13 protein-coding genes are annotated in these 18,916 nt (G+C 66.1%); 4 read left to right on the forward strand and 9 right to left on the reverse strand.

The features are described from left to right. Positions 1–10: 10 nt before the first annotated feature. The 6 genes from U9J33_RS20725 to U9J33_RS20750 form a co-directional block, all read right to left on the reverse strand. Entirely contained in the window at positions 11–889 is an 879-nt protein-coding gene (locus tag U9J33_RS20725; RefSeq protein ID WP_054438608.1) for an ROK family protein, read from the reverse strand. A 14-nt stretch (positions 890–903) separates the two neighbouring features. Continuing rightward, positions 904–4,152 carry a glycoside hydrolase family 2 TIM barrel-domain containing protein gene (locus U9J33_RS20730; protein ID WP_324699859.1) on the reverse strand — a complete coding sequence of 1,083 codons (3,249 nt, stop codon included), beginning with the start codon at positions 4,150–4,152 and terminating at the stop codon, positions 904–906. Next, positions 4,134–5,513: a family 43 glycosylhydrolase gene (locus U9J33_RS20735; protein ID WP_324699860.1), complete on the reverse strand. Its 1,380-nt coding sequence runs from the start codon at positions 5,511–5,513 to the stop codon at positions 4,134–4,136. The genes U9J33_RS20730 and U9J33_RS20735 overlap by 19 nt, the downstream gene beginning before the upstream one ends. A 3-nt stretch (positions 5,514–5,516) precedes the next feature. Continuing rightward, positions 5,517–6,824 (reverse strand): sugar porter family MFS transporter, encoded by a 1,308-nt coding sequence (locus U9J33_RS20740; RefSeq protein ID WP_324699861.1) that lies wholly within the window; start codon positions 6,822–6,824, stop codon positions 5,517–5,519. A gap of 21 nt (positions 6,825–6,845) precedes the next feature. Beyond that, a complete protein-coding gene (locus tag U9J33_RS20745; protein WP_324699862.1) occupies positions 6,846–9,608 on the reverse strand; it encodes a TonB-dependent receptor plug domain-containing protein in 2,763 nt (920 codons plus the stop codon). A 63-nt stretch (positions 9,609–9,671) separates the two neighbouring features. After that, positions 9,672–10,820, reverse strand: coding sequence for a mannonate dehydratase (locus U9J33_RS20750; protein ID WP_324699864.1), 1,149 nt, complete (start codon positions 10,818–10,820; stop codon positions 9,672–9,674). Between the two features lie 344 nt (positions 10,821–11,164). On the opposite strand from U9J33_RS20750, the gene kdgD reads away from it, so the two are divergent. Next, on the forward strand, positions 11,165–12,094 hold the full coding sequence (gene kdgD / locus U9J33_RS20755) for a 5-dehydro-4-deoxyglucarate dehydratase (protein WP_185999084.1): 930 nt from the start codon (positions 11,165–11,167) through the stop codon (positions 12,092–12,094). A gap of 62 nt (positions 12,095–12,156) precedes the next feature. After that, complete coding sequence (locus tag U9J33_RS20760; protein ID WP_054438617.1) at positions 12,157–13,044, forward strand: LysR family transcriptional regulator; 888 nt, start codon at positions 12,157–12,159, stop codon at positions 13,042–13,044. Positions 13,045–13,051: 7 nt separating this feature from the next. On the opposite strand, the gene U9J33_RS20765 is transcribed toward U9J33_RS20760, so the two are convergent. From U9J33_RS20765 to U9J33_RS20775, 3 genes are all read right to left on the reverse strand, one after another. Continuing rightward, the gene (locus U9J33_RS20765; protein WP_054438680.1) at positions 13,052–14,392 is read right to left on the reverse strand and encodes an MFS transporter; all 1,341 of its coding nucleotides are present in this window, start codon (positions 14,390–14,392) and stop codon (positions 13,052–13,054) included. 193 nt (positions 14,393–14,585) lie between these two features. Next, positions 14,586–15,530 carry a helix-turn-helix domain-containing protein gene (locus U9J33_RS20770; protein WP_292636626.1) on the reverse strand — a complete coding sequence of 315 codons (945 nt, stop codon included), beginning with the start codon at positions 15,528–15,530 and terminating at the stop codon, positions 14,586–14,588. Between the two features lie 55 nt (positions 15,531–15,585). After that, a complete protein-coding gene (locus tag U9J33_RS20775) occupies positions 15,586–15,813 on the reverse strand; it encodes a hypothetical protein (protein ID WP_324699866.1) in 228 nt (75 codons plus the stop codon). A 44-nt stretch (positions 15,814–15,857) separates the two neighbouring features. Between U9J33_RS20775 and U9J33_RS20780 the strand changes: the two genes are divergently transcribed. Then, complete coding sequence (locus U9J33_RS20780; RefSeq protein WP_185999086.1) at positions 15,858–17,171, forward strand: MFS transporter; 1,314 nt, start codon at positions 15,858–15,860, stop codon at positions 17,169–17,171. A 133-nt stretch (positions 17,172–17,304) separates the two neighbouring features. Further along, complete coding sequence (locus U9J33_RS20785; RefSeq protein WP_185999087.1) at positions 17,305–18,828, forward strand: alginate export family protein; 1,524 nt, start codon at positions 17,305–17,307, stop codon at positions 18,826–18,828. The last annotated feature ends 88 nt before the right edge of the window (positions 18,829–18,916 follow it).

Here is an 18,916-nt window from a genome sequence, read left to right on the forward strand (position 1 = left end):
CGCCGCCGGGCTACTGCTCCGAAGCCGCTTCGGCGATCAGGTAGGAGCCGACAAGTCCGGGGGCCTCCGGCGAACGAGGCGGGAGGAGCGCCTCGTTCGCCTTCGCCGCGTCCCACTGGACGCAGTACCCGTTCAAACGCCGCAAGGTGGCGGCGCGAACGCGTTCGAGCAGGAAAGGCCGGTTCATCACTCCGCCGCCGAGCACGATCCGCTGCGGGGCAACGGTGAGAATCAGCGTGACGCAAAGCTGGCCGAGATAATCGGCCTGCGCATCCCAGGCGGGGTGGTCTTCCGGCAGATGGCTGGCGGAAGCACCCCAGGCCGCCTGCAATGCCGGGCCGCTGGCCATGCCTTCCAGACAGTCGCCATGATAGGGGCAGATTCCGGCGAAATCGGCATGAGCGGGATGTCGCGCTACCGCGATATGGCCGCACTCCGGATGCCCCAGGCCGCGCATCGTGCGCCCCTGCACCACGATCCCAGCGCCGATTCCGGTTCCCACCGTGACATAGGCCAGGTTGTCCACCCCGTGCAGGCGCATTTCGGCGAAGGCAGCCGCATTGACATCGGTATCGATGCCGACCGGCACTCCGAAACGGGCGCGCAGGCGGGCCGGCATGTCCGTGCCTTCCCAGCCCGGCTTGGGCGTGGCGAGTATGCGGCCGTGTCCCGGCGAAGCCGGATCGAGATCGAGCGGGCCGAACGAACCGATGCCGATCGCCGCGATCGGCCCGAATTCGGCAATCGCTGCGTCAAGGAAGGCTTCCACGCGAGACAGCGTTTCAGCGGGATCGGTGGTCGGGATCACTTCGGTGCGCAGCGATCCCTTGCTGCTGCCGATACCGCAGACGAATTTGGTTCCTCCGGCCTCGATGGCGGCGAAAAGCATTCTCGGGTCTCCAGTCACTGAACAATGGTCGCTTGCGCGGGCCTGGCGCTTTCGCTCTCGCCGGCGCCATCCGCAAGTGGCTGGAGACGGAACGAGAAGCGGCGCGGCTCCACGGGTACGCGATATTGCGGCAGTGGGCGACCCACCGCGTTCCAGGTCGTATCTCCGCCCACGCCGGACTGGATCGCATCGACCATCAACGAACCGTTTTCCTGCGGAACGATGTCAGTGCTCCTGCGCGTGCCCGGTTCCCGGCGCGCTAGGTCCGAATAGGGGAAGGCCAGCGCGTTCATCGTCAGCGGCCGATCCCCGGCGATGCGCAGGGCCGGTCCCTGCTCGGGGGAGAGCAGCATCCAGCGCACATCGGTTTTCGTGCCGGTTTCCTGCGGGCGCTGGTAATCATGGTTCTGATCGGCAATCGCCCCGCGCCAGAGCGCGATCATCGCGCTGGTCTTCCGATCGGCATAGCTTTCGTGCGGCCCCCGGCCATACCATTCCACCGTCTTGAACCCGCCGACGGTGGTAAAGGCGAAGCCGATGCGCAGCGGATCGGGCAGGTCTTTCGCCAGCGGCGTGAATGCGCCTTCCACCTCGACGCTGCCGTCCCCTGCCATGCGGTAATGCGTCTCGAAACGGACGGCATCGGCCTTGCTCCCGCCATCCGCGAAGGCATAGCGCACGGTCACTTCCGCGCCGGAGGCGGTCTTTACGGCGCTGATCGCGGCGACCTTGCGCGCCGCCTCGATCGCTTCCCAGCGCGCGTCTGCGCCCTTGGGCCGCGTGCCGATGTCGTTGTCCGTCAGCGCCCGGGTGAAGCTGGGTGCGCCGCCCGTCAGCAGGGCCCTGCCCTTCACGGCATAGCCGGAAACGAGACCGGTTTTGCGGTCCACCGTCAGCGTCGCGCCGCCGGCGGAGAGGCGGAAGCTGCCCGCATCCTGCACCAGTGCAACCTTGACCGGTCGCGCCACGTCCTGCGGCGGACTCGAACCGAGCGAGAACTGCTCCCAGCCGACCACTTGACCGGCCTTGACCAGCGGCACCGCCCCATCCTTCGCGGTGGCGCGCAAGGTCAGCATGTATTCCGAACCCGGTTTGCGCGCGAAAGCGGGGAGCGGCACCGAGAAGGCTTCCTTGCTGCGTGCCGGCGTGGCAAGCGCAGCAAGCGCGCCGCGGGCAATGGCCACGCCGTCCTCGTCGAGCTCCCAATCGAAGTCGAAGCCCGAAAGATCGCGGAAATCGTGGCGGTTGAGCACCTCGATCCGCCCTGCCCCGGCATCCAGCACAGCGAACTGGATCGGCGAATAGACCTTCTGCACTTCGAAAAGCTGCGGGTTCGGCGTGCGGTCCGACTGGTTGAGCCCATCGCCGAACTCGATCTCGCCGCGCGGATTGGGGCCGAACGAACTTCCGTCTCCCCAGTAGCGGCGGCCATCGGCAGCGTAGCGGTAGATCGACTGGTCCACCCAGTCCCAGATGAAGCCGCCCTGCAAGCGGTCCTCATGGGCATGGATCGTGTCCCAGATCTCCTTGAAATTGCCGCCGGAATTGCCCTGCATATGGGCATATTCGCACTGGATCATCGGCTGCGGGAACTGCTCGCGGTGCGCGGCATAGTCCACCATCTTGTCGATGCCATCGTACATCGGTGCGTAGATGTCGGCATAGGCGTTCGGGCGGTGGTCGCTGATCTGCGAATGGCCGAGGAACGAAATCAGGCGCGTGGGATCGAGCGCGCGGGCGGCGGCCGCCGCCTTCTCGAACGTGGGGCCCACGCCCGTCTCGTTGCCGAGCGACCAGAAGATCACCGAGGCATGGTTCTTGTCGCGCTCCACCATGTTGGTGACGCGGCTGACATGCGCGGCTTCCCAGGCCGGGTCGTAACCGAGCAGATAGGTCTTGTCGTCCTTGGCGCGATTGGCGGCCGAGAGGTATTCGTGGCTCTCGATATTCGCCTCGTCCATGACGTAGAGGCCATATTCGTCGGCCAGATCGTAGAGCCGCTCATCGTTGGGATAGTGCGAGGTGCGCAGCGCATTGACGTTGTTGCGCTTCATCAGTTCGATGTCGCGGCGCATGGATTCCTCCGAGATCACATGGAAGTGCTCCGGGTCATGCTCATGCCGGTTGACGCCGCGAATGGTGATCGGGCGTCCGTTGACGGTGACGAGGCCGTTCTTCATGGCCACGTTACGGAAGCCGATCCGCCGGGCGGTGGCCTGCAGGGTGCGTCCCTTGCGGTCCACCAGTTCCACAAGCAGGGTGTAAAGGTCGGGCGTTTCCGCCGTCCAGGGACGCACGCCGGGGATCACGCCGTCCAGCGTGACGTTTTCACTCGAGACTTTCACGCTGCGGGCAAGCAGCGCCTTGTCGCCGTCCAGCACCGTGGCCCGCACGGTAAGCCCGCGCGCGGCGGATGAAGTCTTGAGCGCAAGATCGAGCGTCCCGTCGCGGTAGCCATTGGCAAGCCCGGCCCGGGCGAAGACATCGTCCACCCGCGCGCGCGGCGCGGCGATGAGATAGACCGAACGCTCGATCCCGGAAACACGCCAGAAGTCCTGGTCTTCCAGATAGCTGCCGTCCGACCAGCGCCAGACCCGGATCGACACCGAATTGCGCCCCGGTTTCACCAGGCGCGTCAGATCGAATTCGGAAGGGAGCTTGGAATCCTCGCTGTAGCCCACTTCCTGCCCGTTCACCCAGACGCGGTAGGCCGAACCCGCCGCACCGATATGCAGGATCACGTCGCTACCCTTCCAATCGGCCGGAACGTCGAAATCGCGGCGATAGGAGCCGACCGGATTGGCATCGTGCGGAATCAGCGGGCGGTTGGGCGGGAACGGATACTGGACGTTGTTGTAGAGAGGGCGGTCGAAACCCTGCGTCTGCCAGTCGGCCGGAACCTGGATCGGCTTCCAGCCCGAGACATCGTAGTCCGGACGGAAGAAGTGTTCCGGCGCGGCATCGGCGCCGGGCGTGAAATCGAACTTCCACGTTCCGTCGAGCGATAGGAAACGCCGGGAGTGTGTACGGTCGCCGGCAATGGCGCGCTCGCGGTCCTCGAAAGGGAAACCGGTGGCGCGGGCGGGCAGCTTGTTCCGGGCAAAGACGGCCGGATTCTCCCAGTCTGGCCGCTCATCGGAGATCTGGGGCTGGATCGGCCTGGGCACCGGGGAGGCCGCCGATGCCGACGTGGCGATGCCGATCGCGAGGCCGGCGGTTGCCAGCAGGAAGTGTCTCGGCGGCATCATCGGGGGAAACTCCATTCAAGGATGGCGGCGGGACCGTCGAAGACGATCCGCAAGTATCGGGCAGAACCCGGCGAGGGCAGGACCACGGGCGAACCGGACCGGTCGTGCCCCTCGTGAACGGTCCGCCATTGCCTGCCGTCGTCCGAGGCGAGGAGGCGGAAGGAGAACGGCGTGACCGGATCGGCAGGGCGCAGTTCGCTTGCGCCGATCCGGCGCCTGCGTCCGGCGTCGGCCTGCAGCCATGCGCCGTCTTCCGCCGGAGAGACCCAGCCGGTGGCGTAGTTGTCGTCTCCCGCGAGGGCCGCGGCATGGGCCGCGTCCAGCATGCCGGAAGCACTGAACCGCATGGTTTGCCCAGTGCGCCGATGCGCGGCAGTTCCCGGAATGTCAGGCCCGCTGTGCGTGGGACGGACCGCGCGCAGCCGGTCCCCCTCGACCAGCAGCCGGTCCACCGCGACCTGCCTGCGCACTTTGCCGTCCGCTGCGGGGAACGGCAGCGCCTGCCGGTGATAGAGAATGTAATCCCGCCCGGCCGCCGAGAACACCGCATGATGCCCGGGGCTGATAACGTCCCGCGCCGCGTCCGTGGCGAGGATCGGGGCGTCCTCGGGCTCGGTGAACGGCCCCAGCGGCGAAGAGCCCACGGCGTAACGCACCTGATAGGTGTCCTTCGTGGTGTTGCCCCAGCTGTAGGTCAGGAAATAACGCCCGCCACGCTTGAACAGGAACGGACCTTCGAAATAGTGCGCCGGGGTCACGTCCTGCGGCTCGCCGTCGAAAGTCACCATGTCGGGCTTGAGGCGCACCACGAAGCAGCGACCGTTCACCCAGTTGAGGCCGGAGCCCCAGTAGAGATAGGCGGTGCCGTCATCGTCGATGAAGGCCTCGGCATCGATCATGTGATAGCCGGGGCGGTAGTTGCCGGGGATAAGCGGGCGGCCGCCATTGGCGTCGCGCCATGGCCCGGCCGGATGATCGGCCACGCCCACCCAGACCTCGCTGCCGACCGAGACATACATCCAGAACCGCCCGTCGCGCCCGCGCACCACCGAGGGAGCCCAGACCTTGCTCTTGTTGGAGGTGGGGCTGGTGGCGGCCTGTTTCGTAGGCCAGTTCGGCTCGGAGAAGGTCCAGTCGCGGAAATTGCGGGAGCGCCAGAGGCCCAGCCTGTCCCCGCCCCAGGGGTCTTCGGTGGCGAAGACGAACCACTCGCCCTCGTGCTCCACGATCGACGGGTCGGCGAAGTAGCCGGGCAGGAGCGGATTGCGCGCCCCAGGATCGAGCGCCGCCGTTTCCTTCCGGTCCGCCATGACAGGCGCGGCATTCGCAAGGAACGCCGCGCCTGTCAGGAGAATTGCCGCTGCAAGCCGGATCATCCCTTACATGGCCTCGCCGATGGCTTCGAGCGAGCGGCGCTTGGTCTCGGGGAAGAAGGCCAGCACGACCACGAACTGAAGCGCCATCATCACCGCGAACAGCCAGAACGGCAGGGCGCGGGCATGGGCGGCGGCGAGCGGGAAGCCGAACGCGATGATCGCGTCCATGAACCAGTGGACCGAGGAACCGAGGCTCTGCCCGCGTGCCCGCACGTCGGTGGGGAATATCTCGCTGATATAGACCCAGATCACCGCGCCTTGCGAGAAGGCGAAGAAGGCGATGAAGCCGATGAGGAGATAAAGCAGCCAGCCCTGATGCGTGCCGCTGCCGAAGATCAGGGCAACACCCGCCAGCGCTGCCGTCAGGCCGACGGAACCGATCAGCAGCAGCGTCTTGCGGCCGATCCGGTCGATCACGGTCAAGGCAAGTGCGGTGAACACCAGGTTGCAGGCACCGATGACGATGGCCTGGCGGTCTGCCGAAACCCCCGTAAAACCGGCGGCGGCGAAGATGTCGTTGAGGTAGTAGAGGATCGCGTTGATACCGGAGAGCTGGTTGAACGCGGCTATCGCAATGGCCAGGAGGATCGGCCGGTGGTGACGCACCCAGCTGAGGCGCGGGGCGTGCGTCTGGCTTTCGGCACGGCGCCAGGAGGCCATCTCGCCAGAAACGTCGGCATTGCCCAGCTTGCCGAGCACGGCGGCGGCTTCTGCCTCCCGGCCCTTGGCGAAGAGCCAGCGCGGGCTGTCGGGAATGGTGCGCATCATCACCAGCAGCACCACCGCCGGAACCGCGGTGACGCCGAACTTGACGTGCCAGTCCAGTGCGCCAAGCTGGAGGCTGGATACGAAGTAGTTGCTCAGATAAGCGACGAGAATGCCCAGCACGACATTGAGCTGGAACGCCCCCACCATCATGCCGCGCCGTTCCGCGGGTGCGATCTCGGCAATGTAGACCGGCGCCAGCACCGAAGATGCCCCCACCGCGAAGCCTGCCAGCACGCGCATGACAAGGAGCATCGGCCAGTTCATCGCCAGGAGGCAGCCGATGCCCGACACAAGGTAGAGCAGCGCGATCACCGTCAGCGAGGAACGCGCGCCGTAACGGTCTCCCGGGATGCCCGCCAGCAGAGCGCCCGCCAGCGTGCCCCAGAGCGCGCTGGAGACGGTGACCCCGACGCCGGTGGCGTCGAGGCCGAAGGCGGTGCGGATGCCTTCCGTGGTGCCGGCGATGACCGCCGTGTCGAAACCGAACAAGAGCCCGGCCAGCGCGCCAACCAGCACGCCTCGGAAAAGCGTCGCATTCATCATCCCGTCCCCTTCATTCGACCGTCAGAGCGTGAACCGCACGCCGACACGGAACGTACGTCCGATCGCATCGAAATCGGAAATACCCGAGGGTCCGTTCGACACATAGGGATTAATCAGCTTGTTGAAGACGTTGGTGACGCTGAGATAGGCCTCCCAGTCGCCGCCGACCGGCAGCTTGTAGCCGATGCGGGTATCGAACAGCACTTGCCCGGCAAAGTGGCGCTGCGGCAGGTCCTCGGCCGCCGTTCCCTTGTCATAGGCACCCCCGCCGATGAAGCGGGCCTGGTTGAAGAATGAGACCGGGCCCAGGTGCAGGTCGGCCTGCCCCGTCAGGCGCCAATGCGGCGCGGTGCCGATCTGGCCGGCACGGTCGATCGCGGCCACGCCCGGCGAGCTCTGCTCGTACTTGTCGATGTAGTTGCCCAGAAGGCGGGTCGAGAGCACGGCGTCGCCCGAGAGCCAGGGCAGGTTCGAACGGTAGCTGGCTTCGAAATCGATGCCGCGCGTATCGAACGAGGCGAGGTTCTGGGTCACGATATCGATCTGCGTCAACACGCCGTTCGCATCGCGGCTGATGAGCGCGCAGGCCGAAGCGCTGCCGTTATAGCAATCGTCGATCTCCTGCTGATACGAAAGCGAGGCGATCGCGTCACGGATCTTGATGTCGTAATAGTCCACCGAGAGGTTGAAGCCCGGCAGGAACGACGGCGAATAGACGCCGCCGAACGTGAGCGTATTGGCCACTTCCGGGCGAACATCCGGGTTGCCCCGCACGACCGAGCGCACATTGGTGGCGGTCGTGTTGGTGAACGGATCGTAGACCTGCGGCTGATAGCTGGTGGTGCCGCGCTGGAACAGTTCGTAGAGGCTGGGCGCCCGGATATCGCGCGAACGCGTGGCGCGCAGGCGCAGATCGTCGTAGAGTTCCCAGGTCAGGCCGGCCTTCCACGTCGTCACCGCGCCGCTGGTGCTGTAGTCGGTGCGGCGGACCGCGCCGTTGAAGTCCAGCGACTGGATCAGCGGCAGGTCCTTGAGCAACGGCAGGTCGAGTTCGAGGAAGGCTTCCTTGACGTTGTACTTGCCGCTCTGCGCCTTGGCATTGCCGACACGGTAGGCGCCCTCGGCATTGGTGATCGGGTTATAGGCTTCCGAGAGCGGATCGACGACCTGGTTGAAGCTCTGGCGGCGATATTCGACGCCGGCCGCGAAGCCCACGTCACCGGCCCAGAGCGCGAAGGGCGAACCCGCGATGGAGGCCGCGGTGACGAATTCGTGGAACTTCTGATCCGCGGTATTGGTGCCGGTCACGTAGTTCAGCGCCGCGTCGGACACGGCATTGGTGCCGAAGACATTGACGGGAACGCAGCCGTTGCCGGGATTGGCCAGTGTCGAACGGCAGACGATGCTGCCGCTGGACGGATCGACCACGGCATCGGCGGCATTGACGTAATTCGCCTGGATGAGATCGTGATGCAGCGCAAGGTTGCGGGTATTGCGCGCCGCCTCCGCATAGACGTTCCACTTGAGGCCGCCCAGCACGCTGCCTTCCGCACCGAGCACCCCGCGCAGGGTCTCGTTCGCCACCTTGACGCGGGTGCGCGGCAGGTCGCCATCGTAGCGGCCCATGGTGAGCGTGGTCACGCCCGCGTCGTCCATCATCGCGGCCAGTTCGGCCGGAAGATAGGCGTTCTCGCGCCTCAGCGTCAGCGCGGTGGTGCCAAGCTGGTTGGAGTAGGAACCGACCTGATAATCGTTCTTGGTCTTGCCGTAGTTGCCTTCCGCAAAGACGGTGAAGCTGTCGCTCACGTCATAGGCGAGACGCGAATAGACGACCTTCTTCTCCAGCCCTGCGATCAGGGGTGCGAACTGCGGGCGCGGGCCGTCGCCGCCGATCATGGTGGAACCGGTCAGGCTGCTGCCGTAGTTGAACGCGACCGGATTGCCGTTCGCGTCGAAGGTCGTGCCCTTGAGCGGCCCCGAGGTGATGAGCCCGCCGAAATTGGCATTGGCCACGCGAACGTCGCAGGCGAAGTCGCGCCGGGTGGCCGAACCCGCCGGCAACGAGATCGGCTGGCAGCTCTTGCGCGAGAACGGGCGTTCCAGGCGATCGTCCACGCCCGCGTTGCGGTAATATTCGCCGCTGATGAGGAAATGCGCGCGGTCGTCGGCGAAGCGGGTGCCGTAGGCCAGTTCGACCTTCTGCTCGTCATTGTCGCCGTAAGTGGTGACGCCGCCCTGGATGCTGCCGGTGAGGCCGGTGAACTTCTTGTTGATGATGAAGTTCACCACGCCGCCCACGGCGTCAGAACCATAGGCCGCCGAAGCGCCGCCGGTTACCACTTCCACGCGCTCCACCAGAGCCTGCGGGAACATGTTGGTGTCCACCTGGCCGCTGCCGTCGCTGGGAATGAAGCGCCGGCCGTCGAACAGCGTGAGCGTGCGGGTCGTACCGAGGTTGCGCAAGTTGAGGTAGGCGCCGCCCTGCCCGCTGGAGGTCTGCGCACCGCGCGGCCCCGCCGAGGACGACAACGCCGGAAGCTGCTTCAGCGCATCGCCCAGCGTGGTCGGAACGGCCGCATTGAGCTGCTCCGCGCTCGTTACCGTGACCGGCGTCGGGCGGTTGAAGCCGCTCAGGGGAATACGGCTGCCGGTGACGACGATGTCCTCGGTCGAAATCGCAGGCTGTTCATCGGTGGAAGCCGACGCGTCCTGCGCCAGGGCTGCCGTATGCGTGAACAGGGCAAGCGCCGACACTCCGCCAAGGACGGTAAACCGCTGCATCATTTGTGAAAACTCCCCTCCAAAGGATCTTGATTGTTTCGCCCGCCGGGCGTCGATCTTGCGAAATCAGGTAAGCCGCTGCGCCGATTGCAGAAGCCCGCGAATGTAGCCGTAGCAAAAGGCGAAATTCTCGGCCCGCGGCGTCCAGACCGGCTTGCCGTCCACCACTTGCGGATCGTCCATGCCGGGAACGTGGTCGGGCATTATCATGCCGTCGTAGCCGACTTCCGCATAGGTCTGGAGCGCGCGAACCATGTCGATGTCGCCCTCGTCCGGGAAGCTCTCGTTGAAGCGGTCGCGGTGGCCCTGGATGTTGCGGAAATGGACGTTGAAGATCTTCTTCCGGCTGCCGAACCAGCGGATCACGTCGAAGATCTGGTTGGCCGGGTCCGTCAGGTTCTCGCAGATCGAACCCTGGCAGAAGTTGAGCCCGTGGTATGGGCTCTCGTTGATCTGGACGAGCCGCTGAAGCCCCTCGACGGTGCCGAGCACATTGGTAATGCCCTGATAGCCGCCGGGCGGGGTGCCCGGGTCCTGCGGATGGCAGGCGATCCGCACTTTCGTCTCGTTGGCGACCGGCACGATGCGGTCGAGGAAATAGGTGATGCGTTCCCAGAACAGGTCGGCATCGACCACGCCTGCACGGGTGAGCGGCGTGGCCGGCTTCGCTTTCGAAAGGTCCCAGGCGAAATAGTGCGACCCGCCGCGCCCTTCGGCCGGGCCCGTGCGCAGGACGCCCAGCAGGCTCATGTTGTACTTCACCGCAGGAATACCCGCCGCCGCGCAATTGCGCAGGGTCGTGGCGAAGGCCTCGATGTCGCGGTCGCGCGCCGCGCCGTCGCCCAGCATGATCGCGGGGTGCTTCTCGCGGTCGATATGCGTGGAGCCCAGCAGGTCGGGCTCCAGCATGTCGAGGCTGAGGCCGTGGCGCTCGGCCATCTCGCGAAGGCGCGAAAGCTCGTCCACGGTGGGGTAGAGCCGCCCATCCGCAACGGCGGCGCGGGCGCATATGTTGGTGACGCCGAAGCGCGCGAAATCGGCGAAATGCGCCTCGCTCGACGGCATGCTCTGGCAGCCGAGCTTCATGAGATAAGGTTTGCGACCCGAAGCGCCTGCTGCGCGATTACCGGAGCGGCGCGTGGCTGCCTGAGCCCCACCGGCCAGCGTCAGCGATGCACCGGCGCCTGCTGCCAGAATGAAGTTCCTGCGGTCCATTCGTCACTCCCCCGCTGCGGCGGCCGGTTGTCCGGCCCGTTCCTGATTTGCGACCGCCATCCCCGGCGGAGGACGGCTCATTGCGGGATTTGTCGGGCAAATACCAATGCCAATTCTGGCTCAATCCATGCAAACTCGGCACTGACGGGCGGTAACCGGTGTCGTGACCTTATAGCAGAATATGCGAAATTTGGCGGAATTCGGGTCATTTTCCGAACTACGCTGGGTCGATCCAGCTAAGCAGGGCATTGATCGATTGCCTAATTGGGTTGGACCCACTCCGACCGCTGCAATAACGCCCGGCAAGCACGAAGGGTGCATCTGTTTGGAGAGGTCAGTTCATAATGTTTAGCCCCGTGGAAGTCGGATCGAAGCTGGGAACGGGCCTGCTTTCGTTTCCCGTCACCCATTTCGACGCCGAGGGCCGGTTCGTGGAAGCGGACTACCGCGACCATTGCGGCTGGATGCTGGAACACGACCTTGCCGGCCTGTTCGCCGCGGGCGGCACCGGCGAATTCTTCTCGCTCACGCCCGATGAAGTCGCCACCGTCGTTGCCGCCGCCGTGGCCGAAACCGCAGGTCGCATCCCGGTGATCTCGGGCTGCGGATATGGCACCGCGATCGCCACCGACATCGCCCGCAAGGCCGAGAAGGCCGGCGCCGACGGCCTGCTGCTGCTGCCGCCCTATCTCATCGGTTCGAACCAGGACGGCCTTGCCGCCCATATCGAAGCGGTCTGCCGTGCGACCGGTCTCGCCGTGATCGTCTACAACCGCGACAACGGCATCGTGAACGACGAGACGCTGGCGCGCCTTTGCGAACGCAACGCCAATCTTGTCGGCTTCAAGGACGGCGTCGGCGACATCGAGCTGATGGCGCGCATCCAGGCCCGCATGGGCGACCGCCTGACCTACATCGGCGGCCTGCCCACGGCCGAAACCTTCGCCACGCCCTATCTCGCCATGGGCGTTACGACGTATTCCTCGGCGATCTTCAACTTCCTGCCAGAGTGGGCGCTGCGCTTCTATGCAGCAGTGCGCGCGGGCGACCAGGCCTTCGTCGTCGAACAGCTCAACGCCTTCGTCCTGCCCTATATCGCCCTGCGCAATCGCGGACGCGGCTACGCGGTCTCGATCGTCAAGGCCGGGATGCGCGCGGTGGGCCGGGATGCGGGCCCGGTCCGCACCCCGCTGGCAGACCTGACCGCCGCCGAGCACGAGGAACTGGCCGCGCTGATCGCCCGCGTTTCCGACGTCTCGCTCGTCAGGGCATAAGGCCGGGACCACCAGGGCCTGACAGGGTGACAGCGCCGAAGGGATGGCCTACTCGGTTGGCGATGTTCGATCTCAGCCAACTGCGCTGCTTCGTTGCCGCGGCCGAAGAGCTTCATTTCGGCCGCGCCGCGCGGCGACTGAACATGACCCAGTCGCCGCTCAGCCGCCAGATCCAGCTGCTTGAGCGGATACTCGGCGTCACCCTGCTCGAAAGGACGAGCCGGCAGGTGCAACTCACGCCTGCCGGCAGCGCCTTCCTCATCGAATCCCGCCGTATCCTGCGCCTTGCCGAAGGCGCGGCGCTTGCCGCCCGGCGCATCGCCAAGGGCGACGCCGGACGCGTGGTGATCGGCTTCACGGCCGCTTCAGGATATGACCTGCTGCCGCGCATCGTCGCGCAGGCGCTGGCCAAGCTGCCCAACATCGAACTCGAACTGCGCGAAATGGTGACGTCGGAACAGCTCGACGCCCTGCTCACCGGCCTGATCGACCTCGCCTTCGTGCGCCCGCCGATCGACCGCACCGACTTCGATCATGTGCTGATCCACCGCGAACCGATGATGGCCGCGCTGCCCTCCGGCGATCCCCGCCAGGCCAAGGCCGTGCTGGACCTGTCGGACTTCGACGACAAGCCGCTCATCATGTACAGCCGCCAGGGCGCCGGCTATTTCCACGAAATGCTGGTGAAGCTGTTCGCCGATGCCGCCGTCACGCCCAGCTACGTGCAGCATGTCACCCAGATTCACTCGATGCTGGGCCTCGTCCGCTCGGGCCTGGCCGCCGCCATCGTGCCGGAAGCCGCCAAGAGCCTGCACATGACCGATGTGCACTTGCGCACGATCCGCACGACGCCGGAGGCGCCTGCGGAACTGCTGCTCGCCTGGCACCGCGAGAACGAGAACCCGGCGCTCGACGTGATGCGCCAGCTCTGCTTCGAGACGCTGCTCTGAAGCGCCCTCAATCCGCCAGTGTAACCCGGCGGATCGGTCCTGCGATGACCAGGAAGGCGACAATCGTCAGCAGGCAGTGCAGGCCGACGAACCCGAGGGCCCAGTCGAACGAGCCCGTCGTGGCAACGATGTAGCCGATCACGATCGGGGTCACGATCCCGGCCATGTTTCCGAACATGTTGAACAGTCCATTGGCCACGCCCGACTGTTCGCGCGGGGCCACGTCGGACATCACCGCCCAACCCAGCGATGCCACGCCCTTTCCAAAGAAAGCCAGCGCCATCAACGAGATGACCAGCCACTGCGCCTCCACGAAGGCACAGGCGATGATCGCGGTCGCCAGGACCATCCCCACGGTGAGGGGCACCTTGCGCGCGATATCGAGCGACCCGGTCCGCTTCAGCAGCATGTCCGACACATAGCCGCCGATCAGTCCGCCGACGAAGCCGCAGAGCGCCGGAAGTGCCGCGGCGAAACCGGCTTCCATGATGTTCATGCCCCGCTCTCGCACGAGGTAGATCGGGAACCATGTCACGAAGAAGTAGGTCAGCACGTTGATGCAGTACTGGCCGAGATAGATACCCGCGAGCATGCGGTTGGCCAGCAGGCGGCGCATGTCCGAAAGGCTCGGCGCGCGGGAAGCACGGCCGCCTTCGTCCATGTGGATGAGGCCGCCGCCCTGCTCGATAAGGTCGAGTTCGGCGCGGTTCACCGCCGGATGCCGCATCGGACTGCGGATGTAGCGCCAGAAGGTGGCCGCACCGGCAAGGCCGATCGCGCCCATCACCCAGAATACGCTGCGCCAGCCAAAGGAATGGACCAGCCAGCCCATCAGCGGGGCAAAGGCGACCAGCGAGAAATACTGCGCGGAATTGAAGATCGCCGAGGCCGTTCCGCGCTCGCTACCGGGGAACCAGGCGATCACGAGCCGCGCATTTCCGGGGAAAGACGGCGCTTCCGCCGCCCCCACCAGCAGCCGCATGACAAAGAGCATCGCGAAGACGTGGAGTGCGAAAAGCCCCGCAAAGCCCTGGAGCATCGTCAGCAGCGACCAGGAGGCGATGGCGATCGTGTAGACCCGCCGCGTGCCGAAGCGGTCGAGCAGCAGCCCCGCCGGAATCTGCGCCGCGACATAAGCCCAGGCGAAGGCGGAAAGGATGAATCCGGTCTGCACCGCATCGAGCCCCAGCTCCCGCGACGCCTCGCTGCCCGCTATCGAAAAAGTCGAGCGATCCGCGTAGTTTATGGTCGTTATGAGGAAGATCAGCGCGATGATCCGCTGGCGTACCCAGGTCGGCTTTTCGCCCTTTTCCGGCGCCCCTGCGCCGGGCACGCCGATGCTCTGCATTTCCTTCACGCGACCCCTCTCCCGCCGGCTATGCAATCGTTTCCCGGCTAGATTGAAGCGCTAGGGTCGCGGCCGCTTCAAGTCCATCTTGAATGCGGCAGAGATCGATCCAGAAATTGGCTGAATAGGCCGCGGGCGCGCCGTTCGGCCACGACTGAACGACACCTGGAGGGTACAGAACGGTACCGAAGGCTCAGAAAGCGGCACCGTGCTGCCGGCGAAACGCCGTGGGCGGAACCGAGGCCAGTTTGGTGAAGAAACGCGAAAAATAACCGACGTCGCTGAAGCCCAGCCAGTCGGCAATCTCGGTCACGCTCATCGGGGTGTAGCTGAGGCAGCGCTTGGCTTCCGACAGCAGGCGGTCGTGGACGATCTCGATGGGGGAGATGCCCGCCACCGTCTTGCACGCCAGCCTGAGCTGCGAAACGCTGACGCCGAGTTCGCCGGCAAGATCGGGCAGGAGCGGCTGGGCGCGGTAGCTGCGCTCCACCAGTTCGCGGAAGCGCCGGACCAGATCGGCGCGGCTGCCGAGCACGGGCGCGGCGCGGTCGTCCGACGGCCATAGCCGCAGGAACAGCAGCAGTACCGACATGAGCTGTATTTCCGCGCCGATCGCCCCGCCCTTGCGCGCGCTCTGGAGTTCGTTGGCCATGCGCTCCATCGTCGGCGAAACTTCGGCAAGGCCGTCCTGCGACAGCGCGAAGACGCCCGGCTCCTTCAGCACGCGCCGCAGTTCCGGCGCACGGACGAGAAGGTCGTCGAGATAGTGCGTCTCGATCGTGATCACCCAGCCGTTCGCGGCTTCGGCGTAGTGGAATCCGTGGATCCGGTGCGGCGGCACGACCATGACGCAGCCCGGTGCGAAAGGCGCGGTATCGCCTTCGATCGTCATGGTGCCGCTGCCCGCCGCGCAGAACACGACCTGGGTCATGCGCGGGTGCGTATGCGGCTTTATCAGCCAGCCCCGTTCACGGCAGCGCTTGTCCAGCGGTTCGATATTGACGAACCAGTCCGGCCGTTCGCTGGCATCGCCATACAGGATGTAGCGCGGGACCGCAGCACCGCCGGGATCGTCACGTTCGTTACCGTTCGGCAATAAGTTTGGCGAAAAGTCCATCCGATTTTCAGATTCCACCATGGACTCCGGTTAAGCGCTGCGGGAAAAATAGGCAATCCGCAGCGGTCAAGTCGTATCAACGAAGGCCGGACTGCGCGGAGACGATGCCTTTGGAGAGGATACCCCCGCCCCGGTCGCCCGACCGCGAGCCCGGCCCCTCCTTCGACAAGCCTTTCGTTCCCGCGCCGTCTTCCTGCCCGCCGCGGATCGGCGCCCGTGCGAAGCGGGTGCCGTTCCAGACCCCGCGGCCCAGCCCGCCAACAACCGAGCCGGCGACAAGCCGGCCGACAGAGCCCCGGCACAACCGACACCACCGAACTTCGAATACGGAAAGCAGGTCGAGAGGATATGAGTAACACTGATCCGCGGGCACTTATCGCCCGCGAGCCCATGCATCGCCGGCAGATCATCGCCATTGCCGTGGCCACCGCGCTCAATGCGCTGGACGGTTTCGACGTGCTGTCGATCAGCTTCGCCGCGCCGGGCATCTCGAAGGAATGGGGCATAGACCGGGCCGCGCTGGGCCTGGTGCTGTCGATGGAACTGATCGGCATGGGCATCGGCGCGCTGATCCTGGGCGCCATGGCCGATCGCATCGGCCGCCGTCCCACCATCCTGGCCTGCCTCGTGGTCATGGCAAGCGGCATGTTCCTGGCCTCCACCGCGCAGAACCTCACCGTGCTTTCCGCCTTCCGCCTGTTCACCGGGCTCGGCATCGGCGGAATGCTCGCGGCCACCAACGCCATCGTCGCGGAATGTTCGAACGCAAGCCGCCGCAACCTCTCGGTGGCGATCATGGCCGGCGGTTATCCGATGGGCGCCATCGTCGGCGGCTCCATCGCGGCCTTCCTGCTCGGCACCACCGGGCGCTGGCAGTCGGTCTTCGAATTCGGCGCGATCATCACCGCCGCCTTCATCCCGCTGGTGCTCTGGCTGGTGCCCGAAACCATCGCCTTCCTGCTGCACAAGCGCCCGGCCGGCGCGCTGGAGAAGATCAACCGCACGATGGTGCGCCAGGGCCGCGCGGCGCTGTCGGAACTGCCCCCGCGTGACGAGGAGCCCCGCCGCTTCAGCTTCGGCGAATTCTTCGCCCCCGGCATCGCCAGCGTCACCGTGCTGCTGATCGTCGCCTATTTCGCGCACATGATGACCTTCTACTTCCTGGTGAAGTGGATTCCCAAGATCGTGGTCGACATGGGCTTCCCGCCCGCCTCCGCCGGCGGCGTGCTGGTCTGGGCCAATGTCGGCGGCGCCAGCGGCTCGATCGTGCTCAGCCTGCTGACCCAGAAGATCGGCGTGCGCCCGCTGGTGATCGGCGCGATGATCTGCGGCGCGGCGGCCGTGACGATGTTCGGCCAGGGCTTCACCACGCTGGCCAGCCTTTCGATCATGGCCTGCATCGGCGGCTTCTTCACCAATGCCGCAACGGCGGGTCTCTACGCGGTGATCGCCCAGTCCTTCCCCGCCTCGCTGCGGGCGGGCGGCACCGGCCTGGTGATCGGCGTCGGCCGCGCCGGCGCGGCGCTGGGCCCGATCACCGCCGGGCTGCTGTTTGCGGGCGGTTCGTCGCTGGCGCTGGTGGCCTTCGTGATGGCCTGCGGCACGCTGGTCGGCGGCATCGCGCTGGCCATGGTGCGCTACCGCGAAAACGCGATCGCCTGATCGCACCAGGGGTGCGGCACTTCGGGCCGCGCCCCCCAAAAACAGGCTGAACGGAAAAACCGGGCCGAAAACGGGAGGCGCGGCGGAAATTCCCGCCGCGACCTCGCCCCCCCGCATGAGGATGAGTCTGAAAATGTTTTGCAATCTTCCGGGTCGCGCCGGTCTGCTCGCCGCCACCGCAGCGCTTTCTCTGGTGCATGTCACGCCCGCCTCGGCGCAGTCCGTCGCGCCCGACAACGACACGAAGGACGCCGCCGGCGGCCCGCAATCCTCCGCCGCGCCGCCCGGCATCCGGCCGGCAAAGTCGCAAGGCGCGCCTGCCGAAGCGGTCCCCGGCGGCCGCAAGGGCCCTCCCGGCGTGCCGCAGGCGATCCGCTGGACCGAGGACTGGTCGAAGCGCCCCGCCGCCGACGCCCCGATCATGGACAGGATCCGCCACATCCCGCTGGGCGACAATGACGACGTCTACCTCTCGCTCGGCGGGGAGGCGCGGGTCTACTATACCGACTGGCACCATTCCGCGCTGGGCCTCAGGGCGAACGACAGCAACAACCCGGTACAGAGCCGGTTGCGGCTGATCGGAGACCTCCACCTCGGCCCGAACCTGCGCGCCTATCTCGAACTGGGCGACAACCGCGAATATGGCGAAAGCTTCGCCACCGGCCCCAACCGCGACAAGCTGGACGTCTACCAGGCCTTCGTCGACGTGACCGTGCCGCTGGGCGATGCCGGCAAGATCACGCTGCGCCCCGGCCGCTTCGAGATGCCGCTGGGCAACGGCAAGCTGGCGGGCGTGCGCGAAGGGCTCAACATGCGCTTCACCTATCAGGGCGTGCGCGCGACCTATATCCTGCCGGGCAAGATCTCGGTCGACGCCTTCGCCACCCGCCCGGTCGAAATCAAGCCGGGCACCCTCGATGACGGGGCGGATTCCTCCAAGGCGTTCCACGGGATCTACGTCAGCGCGCCCAACCGCGTGGCGGGCTTCGGCACCGACGTCTACTGGTACGAGATGACGCGCGACAACGCGACGCTGCGCGAAGGCGCGGGCGCGGACCACCGCACCAACTGGGGCGCGCGCCTGTGGAAACGCAACGCCCGCTTCGATTTCGACCTTGAGGGGACGCTCCAGCGCGGCACGTTTGCGGATCAGGACATCCGCGCCTGGGGCGTGCTGTTCGAAGCCGGCTATACCTGGCCCGGCCTGCCGATGAAGCCCCGCCTGGGCCTGCGCGCCAATGCCTTCAGCGGCGACCATGACCTGACCGACGGCAAGGCCGGCACTTTCGTGGCCGCCGCCCCCCGCCTGCCGCTGTTCAGCGAGGCGGCGTTCTTCAACTTCTCCAACCTCATGGACCTATACCCCTCGCTGACCCTGAAGCCGCTGGACAACGTGACCGTCATGGCCGGGCCGGACTTCCTCTGGCGCCAGAGCAAGGCCGACGGCGTCTACATCGGCCCGGCGGGCTCTTCGTTCGCACCTTACGACGGCACCCGCTATGTCGGCACGGCGCTCAACCTCGAAATGTCGTGGCAGGCCACCCGGCGTCTGAGCTTCCGCCTTTACGAAACCTACTTCGCCCCCGGCTCCGCCTTCGAGGAGGCTGGGGCCAGGAAGGGCAACTATTTCGGGGTCATGTCGAACTATCGGTTCTGACATCCGAACACTCTTGCGCGGCGTGCAAGAAGTCACGAAATGGGAGGCCCTCGCCCGCGCGGGGGCCTTTTCCGCTGGAAAGGAACGA

This window comes from Novosphingobium sp. RL4 (assembly GCF_035658495.1).
Lineage (GTDB): Bacteria > Pseudomonadota > Alphaproteobacteria > Sphingomonadales > Sphingomonadaceae > Novosphingobium.

Excerpts from the sequence above, each read along its gene's own strand:
- U9J33_RS20770 (WP_292636626.1), bottom strand. The coding sequence starts at position 15,530 with ATGGTGGAATCTGAAAATCGGATGGACTTTTCGCCAAACTTATTGCCG.
- U9J33_RS20745 (WP_324699862.1), bottom strand. The coding sequence starts at position 9,608 with ATGATGCAGCGGTTTACCGTCCTTGGCGGAGTGTCGGCGCTTGCCCTG.
- U9J33_RS20785 (WP_185999087.1), top strand. The coding sequence starts at position 17,305 with ATGTTTTGCAATCTTCCGGGTCGCGCCGGTCTGCTCGCCGCCACCGCA.
- kdgD (WP_185999084.1), top strand. The coding sequence starts at position 11,165 with ATGTTTAGCCCCGTGGAAGTCGGATCGAAGCTGGGAACGGGCCTGCTT.
- U9J33_RS20735 (WP_324699860.1), bottom strand. The coding sequence starts at position 5,513 with ATGATCCGGCTTGCAGCGGCAATTCTCCTGACAGGCGCGGCGTTCCTT.
- U9J33_RS20765 (WP_054438680.1), bottom strand. The coding sequence starts at position 14,392 with ATGCAGAGCATCGGCGTGCCCGGCGCAGGGGCGCCGGAAAAGGGCGAA.
- U9J33_RS20750 (WP_324699864.1), bottom strand. The coding sequence starts at position 10,820 with ATGGACCGCAGGAACTTCATTCTGGCAGCAGGCGCCGGTGCATCGCTG.
- U9J33_RS20730 (WP_324699859.1), bottom strand. The coding sequence starts at position 4,152 with ATGGAGTTTCCCCCGATGATGCCGCCGAGACACTTCCTGCTGGCAACC.
- U9J33_RS20780 (WP_185999086.1), top strand. The coding sequence starts at position 15,858 with ATGAGTAACACTGATCCGCGGGCACTTATCGCCCGCGAGCCCATGCAT.
- U9J33_RS20725 (WP_054438608.1), bottom strand. The coding sequence starts at position 889 with ATGCTTTTCGCCGCCATCGAGGCCGGAGGAACCAAATTCGTCTGCGGT.
- U9J33_RS20740 (WP_324699861.1), bottom strand. The coding sequence starts at position 6,824 with ATGATGAATGCGACGCTTTTCCGAGGCGTGCTGGTTGGCGCGCTGGCC.
- U9J33_RS20760 (WP_054438617.1), top strand. The coding sequence starts at position 12,157 with ATGTTCGATCTCAGCCAACTGCGCTGCTTCGTTGCCGCGGCCGAAGAG.